Genomic DNA, 15,361 nt, shown 5'->3' with positions numbered 1-15,361 from the left:
GCAGTAATGTTATAACATATGAGACGAGAAGAGATGAAAAAAATCTTTGGCATGATCGCCTCCGGGTTATTCGCAGGTGTGAGCGTGGCGACCGCGCAAGCCGACGAAATGACGGCATGGCGCCTGTTCGTGTCGGATCATTCCGAGCCGAAGGTAACGGCGGTGGACGCCGTCAAACGCGAAGTGATCGACACTTTCCAGGTGAAGGCGCCAGCGGCACTCTACCGCAGCAGTAGCGGTGCCGCCGTCTTCGCCGTACAACGGGATGGCAACGTTGTTTCAACGATATCGACCGGCATTGCATTCGACGACCATGGCGATCATCGTGATCTGGACGTCGAAGCGCCGCGACTAACCGGTGCTGAGATTGCCGGCGGATATCCGGTCCACTTCGTCGAACACCACGGCCAGTTCGCCGTCTTCTTCGACAAGGAAGGTGCCGCCCGCATTTTCGGCGAACGGGACGCACTGAATGGCAAGGCGACAAGCCGCGAGGTGAGTTCCGGCGCTCCACATCACGGGGTCGCGGTCGCCTTTGGCGGTCACGATCTGGTGTCCGTTCCTGACTTACAAGAGCCCTCCAACCTGCCTGTTGGTATCGGCGTGCTGGATCGCGTGGGCGCGGAGTTAGGTACGGTCGCCGAGTGTCCCGACCTGCACGGTGAAGCGGCGTCGGGCAACATCCTTGCCTTCGCCTGCTCGACAGGACTTCTCGTCGTCACTTATGGCAAGGTTGCGCCTGAGATACGGCACCTGCCCTATGCAGATGGCCTTCCGGATGGAAAGGCGACGACGCTTCTGGGTGGTCGTGGCCTGCAGTACTTCCTCGGCAACTATGGACCGGACAAGGTCGTGCTGATCGACCCGACCGCCGAAGCCGATGCCTTCCGTCTGGTCGAACTGGCCACGCGCCGCGTCCACTTCGCCGTCGATCCGGTCCGGGCGAGGTTCGCCTATGTCTTCACCGAGGATGGACAGTTGCACCAGCTCGACGTGGTCCGTGGTGAAATGCTCGCCTCGCTCAAGCTGACCGACCCCTACTCGATGGATGGGCCTTGGTCCGATTCGCGCCCGCGCGTGGCTGTTGCAGGCGACAACATCGTTGTCACGGACCCGCTGCAATCGAAGCTCCATCTGGTCGATGCCGCCTCCTTCACGAAGGCCGTCGAGATCGCCGTCGAGGGCCGTCCCTTCACCATCGTGGCCGTCGGTGGTTCCGGCCAGACGCATGAGGGCAAGGAAACCCACGCTCATCACCACGGCGACGGCCAAATCTACAAGGGCTATTTCGAGGACAGCCAGATCAGCGACCGCCCGTTGTCGGACTATGCCGGCGACTGGCAGTCGGTCTACCCCTATCTTCAGGACGGCACGCTGGACCCTGTCTGGATGCACAAGGCGGAGAACGGCGAAACGAGCGCCGAACACTACAAAGCCTACTACGAGGCCGGGTACCGGACCGATGTCGAGCGCATCACGATCGAAGACGGCACGGTCACCTTCTACCGGGCGGGCAAGGCTTCGGCGGGCCGCTACGCATATGATGGCTATGAGATCCTGACCTACGAGAAGGGCAATCGCGGCGTCCGGTTCATCTTCAGGAAGACCGGGGGCGACAGCGATGCGCCGCAGTTCATCCAGTTCAGCGACCACAAGATCGCGCCGGAGAAGGCCGACCACTATCACCTCTATTGGGGCGACGACCGCGCCGAACTGCTGAAGGAACTGAGCAACTGGCCAACCTACTATCCGGCATCGCTGAGTGCCGGGGACATCGTCGCCGAGATGCTGGCGCACTGAAGGACAACGCTATGTTCGACGTCATTGTCATCGGCGGAAGCTTCGCCGGGTTGACTGCCGCGCTCCAACTCGGGCGCGCGAGCCGGTCGGTTCTCGTCGTGGATGCCGGTTCACCGCGCAACAGGACGTCTGCCGGGGCCCACGGGGTGGCTGGCTGGGATGGTGTCGCACCTGGAGAAATCCTGGCGCGCTTCCGCGACGATCTCGGGCGCTATCCCACCCTGCAAAGCCGGAATGGAGAGGTGATCCGCGTCGAGGGCAGCCGCGACTCCTTTGTTGTCTGCCTGGCGGACGGCGCGGCGATCGCGGCCAGGCGCATCATCCTGGCACATGGCGTCCACGACATCCTTCCGGACGTCCCCGGCCTCGGCGATGGCTGGGGCACGCGGGTGCTCCACTGTCCCTACTGCCACGGATACGAGGTCAGGGGAGAGCCGCTCGCCGTCCTCGCCGTTCACCCGTTGAGTGCTCATCAGGCACTGATGCTGCGTGCGGACTGGAGCACAAGCATCACGTTTTTCACCGGCGGCATGGACGGCTTCGATTTTGACGCGCTCGAACGGGCAGGGGTGCGGGTTGACGCTCGCGGCCTGAAGGCCGCGCAGCCCGACGACCACGGTATCAGTGTCGTGCTGTCCGATGGATCTTCCCAACAATATGCCGCGATGTTTGTCGGACCGCGAACGTCGCTCGCCGGCAGCCCTGCCGAACAGTTGGGCTGTGCCACGGCCGAAGGGCCAATGGGCAATTTTGTTCGGGTAGGGCCGATGGCCCAGACCACGATCCCGGGCGTCTTCGCCGCAGGCGACCTCGCAAGGCCGGCACCCAATATCAACTTCGCCCTGGCCGATGGTGCGCAAGCGGGAATCGCCAGCCACGCCTCCCTGCTTTCCTCCGATCTTGTCCCCCAACTTGAGATCGCCTCATGACAGACCAGCGCCTGCCCGTCACCGTGCTCTCCGGCTTTCTTGGAGCCGGCAAGACCACCTTGCTGAATCACGTTCTCAACAACCGCGAAGGCCGACGCGTCGCCGTGATCGTCAACGACATGAGCGAAGTGAACATCGATGCCGCACTGGTGCGCGACGGAGGCGCAAACCTCTCGCGCACCGAAGAGCAATTGGTGGAGATGACCAATGGCTGCATCTGCTGCACCTTGCGCGACGATCTTCTCAAGGAGGTGCGCCGTCTTTCACAACAGGGACGCTTCGATCACTTGCTGATCGAAGGAACCGGTATCGCCGAGCCGCTACCCGTCGCGACCACGTTCGATTTCCGCGACGAGAACGGCGAGAGCCTGTCAGACGTGTCGCGGCTCGACACGATGGTCACGGTCGTCGATGCCGTCAATCTGCTGAAGGACTATTCCTCGCACGACTTCCTGCGTGATCGCGGCGAGGTCGCCGGTGACGCCGACGACCGTGCATTGGTCGACCTTCTCGTCGAGCAGATCGAGTTTGCGGACGTCATCGTTCTCAACAAGGTTTCGGAGGCAACGGCCCATGACCTTGATCTGGCTCGCAAGATCGCGCGCGCCCTGAACCCCGACGCAGAGCTGGTTGAAACGGATTTCGCCAGGGTATCGCTCGACAAGATACTCGACACCGGCCGCTTCGATTTCGAGAAGGCGCAGACACATCCGCTCTGGTTCAAGGAGCTGAACGGTTTCACGGAACATGTTCCCGAAACCGAGGAATACGGTATCCGCTCCTTCGTCTATCACGCGCGCCGTCCGTTCGAACCAGCGCGGCTTCAGGCGTTCATCAACAGGCCGTGGCCCGGCGTCGTTCGCGCCAAAGGCTTCTTCTGGCTCGCCACAAGGCCGCATTACGTGGGTGAAATCAGCCAGGCGGGCGCGCTGATCCGCACCGGAAAGCGAGGGCTCTGGTGGGCAGCGGTACCGAAACACCGATGGCCGGATGATCGCGAATGGCGTGCTGCGATGAAGCCCTATCTGGATCCGATCTGGGGCGACCGTCGACAGGAGATCGTCTTCATTGGCTGCGACCCGATGAACGAGGCGCAAATCCGGGCGGAGCTGGATGCATGCCTCCTAGACGACCACGACTTCATGCCCGGGCGCTGGCAAGATCTGCCTGATCCATTTCCGTCTTGGGGTCAGCAAGCCGCGTGAAGCGAGGGAGAAGGAGGAGTTAGGCGTTGGCACTGGCCATGCCGGTCGTCCTTGCATCGTAGATCGGGCAAATCAGAACGCCGCCTGCCGGTGGCGATCGGCTTGGTCAGCAACTTGGGGCGGAGGACTTGCCTCCCAGCGGTTCCTCCGCGCCTGAGCTGGCCTGCCCGGCGGTGCGACCATTGGTGGGTCGCACCGCCGGTGTGCATTTCGCGGGCATCAAAGCATACCCTTTTGATCGACGCCGACGGAGAGAGCCATTGCCAGACCTCCTATCGGCGATCTCGATACCAAAAGGTTCTCAGACACCAACAAGGATAGCAACATCTCGCGTCATCGGACCAAGTTCGCTCAAATCCGAGCAAACACGTCGATTTGCGCCGATTTTGGCAAGAAATTAAATAAAATCAGTATATTGCGGATAGTTAAGCGTGGAAATTTCGGCGAAAGGGAGGGCGAGGAGAAGAGGGGCTGGTGCCCAGGGGCGGAATCGAACCACCGACACGCGGATTTTCAATCCGCTGCTCTACCAACTGAGCTACCTGGGCTTCGGCGAGCCGACTGGCCGCCACCTTGCATCTTGCCGAAAGTCTCCGGCCCGAAAGCGCGTGGGTTATAGCACGTGTTCCGGGCCTGTCCAGCGCCTGAAAAACGAAAATTCCGGCAGCGAAGATGGCGGCGCTGCGCGAAGCTGAGCGGCCGCCAAGCGCCCGGCATTGATACCGCCCCTCGCAATCGGGATTGCACCTGATCGGCGATGGCTGCGTCGAGTGAGCGTCAGCGTGCGTGATGGTTTCGCGGCCACCCCCTGCCGTTTCGTCCAGAGATACCCCGGCGCCGTCCAGTCGGGACAAGTTACGTGCTCCAGGTGGTCCAACGCCGACGAGCGCCATGAACGGCTTCTTAATCCACGCATGGCTAAAATTCCGGATGTGCGAGCTGCGAACGGGGACGACAGGGAGCCGGCATCGGCCGGCGCGGCTGACAGGCATGGAGCAACAGGAGGTCAGGGCCTTGTGCGAGGACGACGTGCCCGAGGTGGCGCGGCTGTTCCAGTCGATCCTGCGCAAGACCCGCGCCCCGGTCACGTCCGATCTCGAAGCCTATCTGGGCCGGATATTTCTCGACAGTCCCGACCGCGATCCGGAAATCAATTCGTTCGTTCACCTGCGTCACGACGGAAAACCCGACGGCTTCGTCGGGGTGTTGCCGCTGCCGATGCTTGTCGACAACCGCCATGTGCGCGGCGCCCTGTGCGGCACCCTGATGGTCGACAACCATGCCGGCAACCCCTTCGCCGGTGCCCGGCTGATGCGCGCCTTTCTCGGCGGACCGCAGGATATCTCGCTGACCGAGACGGCGAACGACATCTCCACCACGATGTGGCGCAAGCTGCGCGCCACCGTGCTGCCCGACCACAGCCTGGAATGGCTTCGCATCATCCGCCCGGCCGGGTTCGCGGCCGAGATGGTGGGCACCGCCTTTGCGCCGCTGCGTCTCTTGCGCCCCTTGGCGCGGCCGCTCGATGCCGTCATGCGCCGCCGGGGGGGAGGGCCGCAGTGGTCGCATCTGCCCGTCGAGGCCCCGGAAGGAACGCTCGAAAGTTCCGAAGTTGACGACGACGAGACGGCTGATCTCTTCACGACCTTCACGGTGGGCTACGCGGCGCGGCCATCGTGGCGACCCGACAGCCTGTCGCGAATGATAAGGGAGTCGCGGCGCAAGGCCGCCTGGGGCACGATGGTGCGGCGCAAGGTGGTTGCCCGCGGTGGCCGGCCGGTCGGCCTGTTTCTCTACTACGGTGACGCTGGCCGCATTGGCCGTGTCGTGCAGATTCTGTTTGCGCCCGGCCAGGCTGGCGCCGTCATCGATTCCATGCTGGCGGACGCCGCCGGCCGCGGCCTGGTGGCCTTGCGCGGCCGCACCATGCCGGCGCTGCTGGAAGCGATGCTCGGGCGCCGCTTCGCCTTCGTCCATGCGTCGTCAAGCATCGTGCATGCACGCGACAGGCAATTGCTCGAACCTTTCCTTGCCGGGAAAGCCTTCTTCAACGGCTTTGCGGGAGAATCCTGGTCGCGTCTCATCGGAGATCGCTTTGACTGAACGCGCAGCGAGGAGACCGGGCAGCCCATGTGCGGCATAGCGGGCTATTTCGGTGATGCCGTCGCGCCCGGTGACGGCGCGGCGCTCTTGTGGCGCATGTGCCAGGCGCTGGCGCATCGCGGCCCGGACGGGCAGGGTGCTCATATCGGCCGTGACATCGGCCTCGGCCATCGCCGCCTCGCCGTCATCGACCCCGGCCAACAGGCGTCGCAGCCGATGGCGAGCCACAGCGGCGAAGTCTTCATCACCTACAATGGTGAGGTGTTCAATTTCGTCGAGTTGCGCGAAACCCTGCGCGCACGCGGGTGCCGGTTCCGCACCGCGAGCGATACCGAGGTCGTGCTGCAGCTCTACGAGGAGTTCGGTCCCGATTTCGTCACCATGCTCAATGGCGATTTCGCCTTCGCAATCTGGGACGGGCGTTGCCGGCGGCTGATGCTGGCGCGCGACCGCATGGGCGTGCGCCCCTTGCTTTACGCGTGGCGGGACGGAACGTTCTATTTCGCCTCGGAGGCGAAGGCACTTCTCGAGGTGCCGGCGGTCACGGCCGAAGTCGACCCGCTGGCGCTCGACCAGATCTTCACTCTGTGGTCTCCGATCGCACCGCGCACCATCTTCAAGGACGTATTTGAACTCCCGCCGGCGCAGGTGATGATCGTCGATGACGGCCGCGCCCGGTCGTACGCCTACTGGTCGCTGACATTTCCGGACCGCGGGGAGCAGGCGGCAGATCGACCCGAGAGCGCGATTGCCGAGGAATTGCGGGCCTTGCTCGAGGACGCTACCCGCATCCGCCTGCGCGCCGATGTCGAGGTCGGCTCGTTCCTTTCCGGCGGGCTCGATTCGTCGCTCGTTTCCGCGCTGGCGGCGCGTGAAGCGCCGGGTGGCCTCCGCACCTTCGCGGTCACCTTCGACGACCCGGATTTCGACGAAAGCGGGTTCCAGGAAACGATGGCGGCCGCCCTCGGAACGCGGCACCATGGGGTGGCATGCCGCGGCGAGGACATTGCGGCGGCGTTCCCGCAAGTGGTCCGCCAGATGGAACGTCCCGTGCTGCGCACGGCACCGGTGCCGCTCTACCTGCTCGCGCAGGAGTTGCGGTCGCAGAACCTGAAGGTGGTGCTGTCGGGGGAAGGGGCCGACGAGGTCTTCGCCGGGTACGATCTTTTCAAGGAAGCCCGCATTCGCCGCTTCTGTGCCCGACAGCCGGCCTCGGGTTTGAGGCCAAATCTGTTCCGCAGGATCTATCCCTATTTGAGTTCGTTGCAGCAGCAGTCCCCGGAGTTTCTCGCGGCCTTTTTCGGGATCGGCGCTGATGCGGCGGACGATCCGCTCTATTCGCACCGGCCGCGCTTCCGCGCGACGGCGGGTGCGAAGAATTTCTTCTCGCAGGAGTTGCGGTCGACGCTTGCCGGCTACGACGCGGCCGACGAGCTGGCAGGCATGCTGCCAGCAGAGTTCGGGCGCTGGCATGTCCTGCATCAGGCGCAATATCTCGAAACGCGCTTCCTTCTGCCCGGCTACATCCTGTCGAGCCAGGGCGACCGAATGGTGATGGCGCACGGCGTGGAATCGCGATTTCCGTTCCTCGACCACAGGCTGGTCGAGTTCGCAGCCCGCATCCCGCCCGGCATGAAGCTCAAAGGCCTGCGCGAGAAGCATATACTGCGCGCCGCGGCGGAGGGCCTGGTGCCTGCCAAGATAGCCGAACGTCCCAAGCAGCCATACCGTGCGCCCGACAGCGCTTCCTTCGGCGGTGCCGAAGGCGCCTGCGCTGAACAGCTGTTCTCGGCCGACGCGCTCGCCGAGACCGGTCTGTTCAACCCGCGTGCGGCGGCAAAGCTTTACGAAAAAAGCCGGCGTGGTCTCATCGCCGGCTTTCGCGACAACGCCGCCTTCGTCGGCATCCTGTCAACGCAACTTTGGGCGAGGGAATTCGCCACACCGTCCCGGGCCGCGCCAACGGCGCTTGCCGGCTGAGAATTCGAACCGAGAAAGGCCATCGCCATGTCCGATACCGTCCACCAGCAGGTGCGCGACTTCATCGTCGAGAACTTTCTCTTCGGTGACGACAAATACCCGCTCGAGCACAGCGTTTCGCTGATCGAGAGTGACCTCGTCGATTCCACCGGCATCCTTGAGTTGGTCTCCTATCTCGAGGAGCATTTCGGGCTGACGATCGCCGACGCCGACATCGTACCGGCCAACCTCGATTCGATCGACAACATCGCCGCCTTCATCGCGCGCAAGCGCGGCGAGGGCCGAAGGCTCGCCGGCTAGGGCGCGGCGGTGCGCGTCGAAGACCTTCTGCGCGAAAGCGCGGCGGAGCGTCCCGAGAAGGTCGCGCTCGTCGACGGCCCGGCGCGCATGAGCTACGGCGACCTTGATGCAGATTCTGACCGGCTAGCTGCAGGGCTGGTGGCGTTGGGTGTCGAGCGGGGCGACCGCGTCGTCATCCTCATGGACAACATCGCCGAAGCGGCGCTGTCGATCTTCGCGGTGCTGAAGGCCGGCGCCGTGTTCTGCCCCGTCAATCCATCACTTAAGGGCAACGGGCTCGGCCAGTTGCTCGCCGACTGCCGACCGCGGGCGGCGTTGACCCAGGCGAAATACGCCTCCGGGTGCGCGGCCGCGGCGGAAGGATTGGCGGAGCCGCCGCGGATCGTGGTGGCGCGGGCGCAGGGGCCGCTCGTAGCCGGGCTTTTACCGTTCGAGACGCTCGTGGGGTCCGCCGCGCCCCGTCCAACGCACATCGGCGCCGAAGCCGATCTGGCGATGATCATCTACACATCGGGCTCGACCGGGCAGGCCAAGGGCGTGATGATGCAACACTCGGCGATGCTCGCCGTGTCGGCCTCGATCGCCTCCTATCTCGGCAACAGTGCCGATGACGTTGTGCTTGGTGCGCTGCCGCTCTCCTTCACCTACGGGCTCTACCAACTGATCGTTTCAGTCCGCACCGGCGCCACGCTGTTGCTGGCCAAGGGTTTCGCTTTCCCGCATGCGGTGATGGAGGAAGCACGCAAGGAGGGTGTCACCGGGTTGCCGCTGGTGCCGACCATGGCCGCGATGCTTTTGTCGATGAACGATCTTTCCGCAACGAGCCTGCCGGCACTGCGCTACATAACCAACGCCGCCGCCCCCTTGCCGGCGGCCCACATTGCCGGGCTGCGGCGTCTGTTCCCGGGCGCGCACCTGCATTCGATGTACGGGCTCAGCGAATGCGCACGGGCGACCAGCCTGCCGCCGGAGGAGATCGACCGCAAGCCTGAATCGGTCGGCAAGGCGATCCCGGGTACCGAAGTCACCATCGTCGACGGCGAGGGCCTACCGGTCGCGCGCGGCGACACAGGGGAACTTGTGGTGCGCGGACCGCATCTGATGCTCGGCTACTGGGAGAACGAGGCGGCCACGCGCGAGGCGCTCCGGCCCGACCCGGCGACCGGCGAGACGCAACTGCACACGGGCGATCTCTTCCGCGCCGACACGGAGGGTTTTTTGCATTTCGTCGGGCGCAAGGACGACATCATCAAGATCCGGGGTGAAAAGGTAGCCCCGTGCCGGGTCGAAGCCGTGCTTCACGGTTGCTCGGGTGTACGCGAAGCCGCCGTCACCGGCGTGCCGGATGCGCTCCTCGGCAACGTGCTGCACGCGACGGTCGTCGCCTCGGACCCCGACCTCAGCGCGCGCGCCGTCATGCGCCACTGCGCGCAGCATCTGCCTGACTTCATGGTGCCCAAGGCGGTCGCCTTCCGAGACGCCTTGCCAAAGACTGCGAGCGGCAAGGTCGTGCGCCGCCTCGTGCAAGCAACAGGAACAGTCGAATGAACCATCGTCCGACCTTCTCCCCTGCCGCGCTTTCGATCGATGCGGCCGCCGAAACCAATCGCATCGCCGCGGCCATGCGCGAGCAACTTCGCGGCCCGCTGCGCAAGCGCGGGCTCGTGCTCGGTCTCTCCGGCGGCATCGATTCCAGTGTCTGCGCGGGCCTTGCCGCGCGTGCCGTCGGCGCGAAAAACGTTCACTGCCTGCTGATGCCGGAGAACGATTCCGATCCCGAAAGCCAACGGCTTGGCCAACTGGTCGCCGACACCTTCGGGCTAACGGCCGAGGTGGAAGATATCGGGCCGGCATTGGAGGCAATGGGCTGCTATCGCCGCCGCGACCGGTTCATCCGCGAGATCGTTCCCGAATACGGGCCTGGCTGGACGTCGAAGATCGTCTTTGCCAACGCCATGACCACTTCGGGCTACAATATTTCCTCGCTGGTAGTGCGCAGCCCGGATGGCGAAGTCGCCAGGCACCGCCTGTCGGCCGCGGCCTATCTCGGCATCGTGGCCGCGACCAACATGAAGCAGCGCACGCGCAAGCAGCTCGAATATTATCATGCCGACCGGCTCAACTACGCCGTGATCGGCACGCCCAACCGGCTCGAGTACGATCAGGGCTTTTTCGTCAAGAACGGCGACGGGGCGGCGGATGTGAAGCCGATTGCCCATCTCTACAAGTCGCAGGTCTATCAGCTCGCCGAATATCTTGGCGTGCCGGAGGAGGTGCGCACCCGACCGCCGACCACCGACACCTATTCGCTGCCGCAGACGCAGGAAGAATTCTACTTCGCGCTGCCCTACGACAAGATGGACCTCTGCCTCTACGGGCTTGATCACGGATTGCCGGCAACGGCCGTCGCCGGTGCGGCCGCGCTCAGTGCTGATCAGGTCGATATGGTCTGGAAGGATATCGCGGCGAAGCGCAAAGTGGCGCACTACCTGCATCTTCCGCCACAGCTTGCGGCGCCGCTCGCATAGCTTCAGACTGCGCGCGGCGCGCCATCTGAAGGGGAAGTCGCATGTCCGATCTGCCGTCGACCGAGACGCTGGTGCTGGAGCGGGACGACGGCTGGCTCACGATCTGGCTCAATCGACCGGACGCCCGCAACGCACTCTCGGCGGAGATGTCCAGCGAACTCGCGGCGGTAGTAGCGGCGCTCTCCGGCGATCGCAGCATCCGGGGGATCACCTTTCGCGGCAAGGGCGAGGTTTTTTGCGCCGGCGGCGATCTCAAGGCCTTCCGGGCACTGATGCGCGAGGACGTCTCCAAGGCCGAGGTGGTCGCCTTCAGCCGTAGCGCCGGCGAGCTCTTCCACGCCGTCAACACCTTGCCTCAGGTCACGGTCATGCTGGTCCATGGCGCGGCCATGGCCGGCGGGCTGGGGCTTGCCTGCGCCGGCGACATGATCGTGGCGACCGAGGATGCGAAATTTGCGCTGACCGAGACCATGCTCGGCATTCCGCCGGCGCAGATCGCGCCGTTTGTCGTCCAGCGCACCGGAATAGCCGCGGCCCGGCGCATCATGTTGACAGCGGCGCGGTTTGACGGTCGGGAGGCTGCAAGGCTCGGGATCGTGGACAAGACCGTTCCCGATGTTGCGGCCTTCGCCGCAGTCGAGGCGAAAATCAGGGACAGTGTTCGCCGGTGTGCGCCCGGCGCCAACGCCATCACCAAGAACATCGTGCATGCCGCTGGTCGCATGGGTCCCGAAGCCATGCTCGACCTTGCCGCCGACGGCTTCGCCGAGTGCCTGCTCGGTGAGGAGGGGCGGGAAGGCGTGGCCGCGTTTCTTGAAAAGCGAAAACCGCGCTGGACGTGACGATATGGGGCGGGTCTTGAACGGAAAAATCGTTCGTATCGGCAGTTCGTCTGCCGCCTGGGGCGACACCACGCTCGCCGCTCGGCAACTCGTCGAAAAGGGCAAGCTCGACTATCTGGTTGGCGATTATCTCGCCGAGGTGACCATGGCCCTGCTCGCCCGGGCGCGGGTTAAGGCACCTGAAGGCGGCTTCGTGCCGGACTGGCTCGCCTCGGTGAAGCCGGTTCTGACGGATATCAAGCGGCAGGGTATCAGGCTGGTCACCAACAGCGGCGGCATGAACCCCGGCGCTTGCCGGGACGCCTTTCTGGTCGCGGCCGCCGAGGCCGGGCTCGATTTCAAGGTCGCCGTCGTGACGGGCGACGACCTGTCCGGGCAGGCTGCGGAGATCGCGTGCGCGGCGCCCGCGGAGATGTTTTCCGGTGCACCGCTGCCCGAACGCTTCGCGTCGGTCAACGCCTATCTCGGCGCCACCCCAATCGCGCAAGCGCTTTCCGACGGCGCCGACGTGGTGATCACCGGCCGCGTGGTCGATTCGGCGATGGTGCTCGGACCGCTGATCCACGAGTTCGGCTGGCAGGTCGAGGATTACGACCGCCTCGCCGCGGGCAGCCTTGCCGGCCACGTCATCGAATGCGGAGCCCAGGCGACGGGTGGGCTTTTCACCGACTGGGAAGAGGTTGCCGGCGGCTGGCACGATATGGGCTTCCCGATCGTCGAATGTGCGGCGGACGGCAGCTTCGTCGTCACCAAGCCGGCCGAGACGGGCGGTCTGGTTTCGGTCGGGACCGTCGCCGAGCAGATCGTCTATGAGATCGGCGACCCGCGCGCCTATCGGCTGCCGGATGTCACCTGCGACTTTTCCGAGGTGCGGCTCGAACAGCTCGATGTCGACCGCGTGCTGGTCAGGAATGCGAAGGGCAGAGCGCCAGGGTCGGACTACAAGGTCTGCGGCACCTACCTCGACGGCTTCCGGTTGATGACCACCTACATGATCGCGGGCTGGCGGGCTGCCGACAAGGGCCGCCGAACGGCCGACGCGCTGATCAGGCGCACCGGGGCGATCATGGCCGCACGCGGCTTTAGCCCCTATCGCGAGGTCTCGGTCGAATGCATCGGCGCCGAAGATACCTATGGCGCGGCACGCAGGGATTTCGAGGCGCGCGAGGTCATCGTCAAGATCGGACTGAGGCACGATGATCCCAAGGCGCTCGAAATCTTTGCCCGCGAGTTTGCCCATCCGGGCGTCGCGATGGCTCAAGGCCTCACCGGCGTCCTGCATGGCCGGCCCAAACCGACGCCGGTGCTGCGCGTGCATTCCTTTCTGTGGCCGAAGGCGCGAGTGCCGGTCGAGATTGAAGTCGATGGGGAAGCGCGCCGGGCGACGATCGCGGATGGGGGAGCTTCGAACGATTTGCCGCCCGACGCGCCGCCGCCTGCGCCGTTGCGGGGCGCCCGGACCGTGACCGTTCCGTTGCGGGCCCTGGCCTGGGGGCGAAGCGGCGACAAGGGCAACCATGCCAATATCGGCATCATCGCCCGCCGGTCCGAGTTCTATCCCTACCTTTGCGAACAGGTCACGGCTGAACGCGTCGGCGGTTTCTTCGCGCATTACCTTGAGGGCGAGGTCCGGCGCTACCTCTTGCCGGGGTTCAACGCGCTCAATTTCCTGCTCGAAGACGTGCTTGGCGGCGGCGGAACGGCATCGCTACGCTACGATCCGCAGGCCAAAACCTACGCCCAGATGCTGCTGGACCTGCCCGTCGAAGTGCCGGCGGCGTGGCTGGAACCGCGTGGCCCGCTTTCCGGATGGCAGCCCTGAGCGGCGTTGCGGCGCATGGAGCGAGCCCAAGCCCAAGAGCAAGCCCAGGGGCCTTATTCCTTCGCTCCGTTGTCCTTCCTGCGCAGCAGGTAGGTGTCCATCACCCAGCCGGCCTTGTCGCGGGCCTTCGCCCGCGCCTCTGTGATTTCAGAGGATTTCTCTGAAAGCCGCCCGGCAATCGCGACTTCGGATTCAGTGCCGAGATTGGCGCCCCAATAGATGTCGAACTCGTCGGCATCGACCGTTGTGAAGGCCAGTTCGCCGTCAAGCATCACGACGATGCTGTCGGCGGTACCGGGTCCTTCCTGGCCGAGCCTGCGGCCGGTTGTGACGTGGATCGGCCCACCGATCGTGTTGAGCGCGATCCGGTGCCGTGCGGCGAGCGCCTGAATACTGGTGATGCCAGGGATGACCTCATAGTCGAACGCGACATCGCCCTTCGCCGCCAGCCGCTCGACGATGCGCAGCGTCGAATCGTAGATCGAGGGATCGCCCCAGACGAGATAGGCCGCGGTCTCGCCGTCCTTCACGTCCTCGCTCAGCAGCCGGCCCCAGATATCGCCGATTGCCTCGTGCCAGTCGTCGACGACCTGCCGGTAGGACAGGTCGGGCGCGGCGCGCTTCGGTACCTTGTAGGCAACGGTCCGCCAGTCTGTCCTGGTCATGAAGCGGCGGCAGATGTCGTGGCGCAGCGCCGCGAGCCCGTCCTTGCCTTCCTTTTCAGGCACGAGGACAACGTCGGCGCTGTTGAGCGCGTCAATCGCCTGCACCGTCATGTGGTCCGGGTCGCCCGCGCCGATGCCGATGATCAGGAGCCTGCGCATGAGGCGGCTAGCCCTCCGAAACGCCTGCCTCCGCGAAGCTTGCCATGCCGTTGTGGCAGGCAAGCGCGGAACGCAGGATGTTGACGGCAAGGCAGGCGCCCGACGCCTCGCCGAGCCGCATGCCGAGGTCGAGCAGGGGCGACAGCGAAAGCGCTTCCAGCAGCCGGCGATGCGCCGCCTCGGCGGAGACATGACCGGCGATGGCATGATCAAGACCGCCGGCCGAGAGTTTTGCCAGGGGCGCGGCGGCCGCGGTGCAGACGAAGCCGTCGAGCACGACCGGAATGCGATGCCGGCGCGCGGCCAGGGTGGCGCCGAAAATGGCGGCGAGTTCACGACCGCCGAGCGCGGCCAGCACGGCAAGCGGGTCACCGAGCCGGCCTGCGTGCCGCGTCAGGCCCTCGTCGATCACCTCCGCCTTGCGTTTCAGCCCGGCATCGTCGACGCCGGTGCCGCGTCCGGCCCATTCGCCGCCGTTGCCGCCAAACAGCCCTGCCGCCACCGCGGCCGCGACGGTCGTGTTGCCGATCCCCATCTCCCCCAGCACGATCAGGTCGGCGTCCTGCGCGACCGCGTCATGGCCGGTGGAGACGGCCGTCAGGAACGCGTCATCGTCCATCGCCGGTGCTTGCGTGAAATCGGCCGTCGGCTTGTCGATGTCGAGCGGCACCACCGAGAGTTCGGCGCCGGCAGCCTTTGCCAACTGGTTGATGGCCGCGCCTCCGGCGGCGAAATTCGCCACCATCTGCGCCGTCACCTCGGCCGGAAAGGCAGAGACGCCGCGTGCGGTGACACCGTGCGAGCCGGCAAAGACGATGGCGCTCACCCTTTGCAGGGCGGGTCGCTCCTTGCCCTGCCAGCCGGCCAGCCGGATGGCGATCTCCTCCAGCCGGCCAAGGCTGCCCGGCGGCTTGGTCAGGACCCCCTGGCGCAAGCGTGCCGCTTCGGCCGCCTTCGGATCGATGAGCGGTAGGTCCGAGCAAGCTCTCCTGAGATCGTCGAGCGTGGCAAATCGCGGCATGAGGTCT

The 15,361-nt window shown here is 65.1% G+C and carries 12 protein-coding genes and 1 tRNA gene; 10 read left to right on the top strand and 3 right to left on the bottom strand.

Features of this window, described 5'->3' with window-relative positions; all coding sequences use genetic code 11:
* Nucleotides 1-33 precede the first annotated feature (33 nt).
* The 3 genes from aztD to zigA are packed head-to-tail and all read left to right on the top strand — an operon-like array spanning nt 34 to nt 3,934.
* The gene (aztD, locus tag FQ775_RS24120) at nt 34-1,800 is read left to right on the top strand and encodes a zinc metallochaperone AztD (protein WP_206064747.1); all 1,767 of its coding nucleotides are present in this window, start codon (nt 34-36) and stop codon (nt 1,798-1,800) included.
* A gap of 11 nt (nt 1,801-1,811) precedes the next feature.
* Nucleotides 1,812-2,729 (top strand): NAD(P)/FAD-dependent oxidoreductase, encoded by a 918-nt coding sequence (locus FQ775_RS13045; RefSeq protein WP_146300242.1) that lies wholly within the window; start codon nt 1,812-1,814, stop codon nt 2,727-2,729.
* On the top strand, nt 2,726-3,934 hold the full coding sequence (gene zigA, locus FQ775_RS13040) for a zinc metallochaperone GTPase ZigA (RefSeq protein ID WP_146300243.1): 1,209 nt from the start codon (nt 2,726-2,728) through the stop codon (nt 3,932-3,934). The genes FQ775_RS13045 and zigA overlap by 4 nt, the downstream gene beginning before the upstream one ends.
* A gap of 472 nt (nt 3,935-4,406) precedes the next feature.
* Here the strand turns inward: zigA and FQ775_RS13035 are convergent.
* Nucleotides 4,407-4,482: transfer RNA gene (locus FQ775_RS13035), tRNA-Phe, on the bottom strand.
* A 466-nt stretch (nt 4,483-4,948) separates the two neighbouring features.
* Between FQ775_RS13035 and FQ775_RS13030 the strand changes: the two genes are divergently transcribed.
* From FQ775_RS13030 to FQ775_RS13000, 7 genes are read left to right on the top strand one after another with little or no spacing between them, the layout of a single operon-like run.
* On the top strand, nt 4,949-6,037 hold the full coding sequence (locus FQ775_RS13030; RefSeq protein ID WP_246730114.1) for a hypothetical protein: 1,089 nt from the start codon (nt 4,949-4,951) through the stop codon (nt 6,035-6,037).
* Between the two features lie 27 nt (nt 6,038-6,064).
* Nucleotides 6,065-8,017, top strand: coding sequence for an asparagine synthase (glutamine-hydrolyzing) (asnB, locus tag FQ775_RS13025; protein WP_146300244.1), 1,953 nt, complete (start codon nt 6,065-6,067; stop codon nt 8,015-8,017).
* A 27-nt stretch (nt 8,018-8,044) separates the two neighbouring features.
* A complete protein-coding gene (locus FQ775_RS13020; RefSeq protein ID WP_146300245.1) occupies nt 8,045-8,317 on the top strand; it encodes an acyl carrier protein in 273 nt (90 codons plus the stop codon).
* 9 nt (nt 8,318-8,326) lie between these two features.
* Entirely contained in the window at nt 8,327-9,865 is a 1,539-nt protein-coding gene (locus FQ775_RS13015; protein WP_146300246.1) for a class I adenylate-forming enzyme family protein, read from the top strand.
* Nucleotides 9,862-10,845 carry an NAD(+) synthase gene (gene nadE / locus FQ775_RS13010; protein ID WP_146300247.1) on the top strand — a complete coding sequence of 328 codons (984 nt, stop codon included), beginning with the start codon at nt 9,862-9,864 and terminating at the stop codon, nt 10,843-10,845. The genes FQ775_RS13015 and nadE overlap by 4 nt, the downstream gene beginning before the upstream one ends.
* A gap of 41 nt (nt 10,846-10,886) precedes the next feature.
* The gene (locus tag FQ775_RS13005; RefSeq protein ID WP_146300248.1) at nt 10,887-11,687 is read left to right on the top strand and encodes an enoyl-CoA hydratase/isomerase family protein; all 801 of its coding nucleotides are present in this window, start codon (nt 10,887-10,889) and stop codon (nt 11,685-11,687) included.
* A 16-nt stretch (nt 11,688-11,703) separates the two neighbouring features.
* Complete coding sequence (locus FQ775_RS13000) at nt 11,704-13,509, top strand: acyclic terpene utilization AtuA family protein (RefSeq protein ID WP_146300249.1); 1,806 nt, start codon at nt 11,704-11,706, stop codon at nt 13,507-13,509.
* 53 nt (nt 13,510-13,562) lie between these two features.
* Here FQ775_RS13000 and cobF read toward each other — a convergent pair whose 3' ends face one another.
* The gene (gene cobF, locus FQ775_RS12995; protein WP_146300250.1) at nt 13,563-14,333 is read right to left on the bottom strand and encodes a precorrin-6A synthase (deacetylating); all 771 of its coding nucleotides are present in this window, start codon (nt 14,331-14,333) and stop codon (nt 13,563-13,565) included.
* Nucleotides 14,334-14,340: 7 nt separating this feature from the next.
* Nucleotides 14,341-15,354: a nicotinate-nucleotide--dimethylbenzimidazole phosphoribosyltransferase gene (gene cobT / locus FQ775_RS12990; protein WP_146300251.1), complete on the bottom strand. Its 1,014-nt coding sequence runs from the start codon at nt 15,352-15,354 to the stop codon at nt 14,341-14,343.
* Between the last annotated feature and the right edge of the window lie 7 nt (nt 15,355-15,361).

It is taken from the genome of Nitratireductor mangrovi (assembly GCF_007922615.2).
GTDB classification, from domain to species: domain Bacteria; phylum Pseudomonadota; class Alphaproteobacteria; order Rhizobiales; family Rhizobiaceae; genus Mangrovimarina; species Mangrovimarina mangrovi.
The sequence above is the reverse complement of the archived record's forward strand: the minus strand, read 5'-3'. Positions and strand labels throughout refer to the sequence as shown.

Bases quoted from the DNA above. Each gene is read 5' to 3' on its own strand.
- aztD (WP_206064747.1), top strand. From the start codon at position 34: ATGAAAAAAATCTTTGGCATGATCGCCTCCGGGTTATTCGCAGGTGTG.
- FQ775_RS13045 (WP_146300242.1), top strand. From the start codon at position 1,812: ATGTTCGACGTCATTGTCATCGGCGGAAGCTTCGCCGGGTTGACTGCC.
- zigA (WP_146300243.1), top strand. From the start codon at position 2,726: ATGACAGACCAGCGCCTGCCCGTCACCGTGCTCTCCGGCTTTCTTGGA.
- asnB (WP_146300244.1), top strand. From the start codon at position 6,065: ATGTGCGGCATAGCGGGCTATTTCGGTGATGCCGTCGCGCCCGGTGAC.
- FQ775_RS13020 (WP_146300245.1), top strand. From the start codon at position 8,045: ATGTCCGATACCGTCCACCAGCAGGTGCGCGACTTCATCGTCGAGAAC.
- nadE (WP_146300247.1), top strand. From the start codon at position 9,862: ATGAACCATCGTCCGACCTTCTCCCCTGCCGCGCTTTCGATCGATGCG.
- FQ775_RS13005 (WP_146300248.1), top strand. From the start codon at position 10,887: ATGTCCGATCTGCCGTCGACCGAGACGCTGGTGCTGGAGCGGGACGAC.
- cobF (WP_146300250.1), bottom strand. From the start codon at position 14,333: ATGCGCAGGCTCCTGATCATCGGCATCGGCGCGGGCGACCCGGACCAC.
- cobT (WP_146300251.1), bottom strand. From the start codon at position 15,354: ATGCCGCGATTTGCCACGCTCGACGATCTCAGGAGAGCTTGCTCGGAC.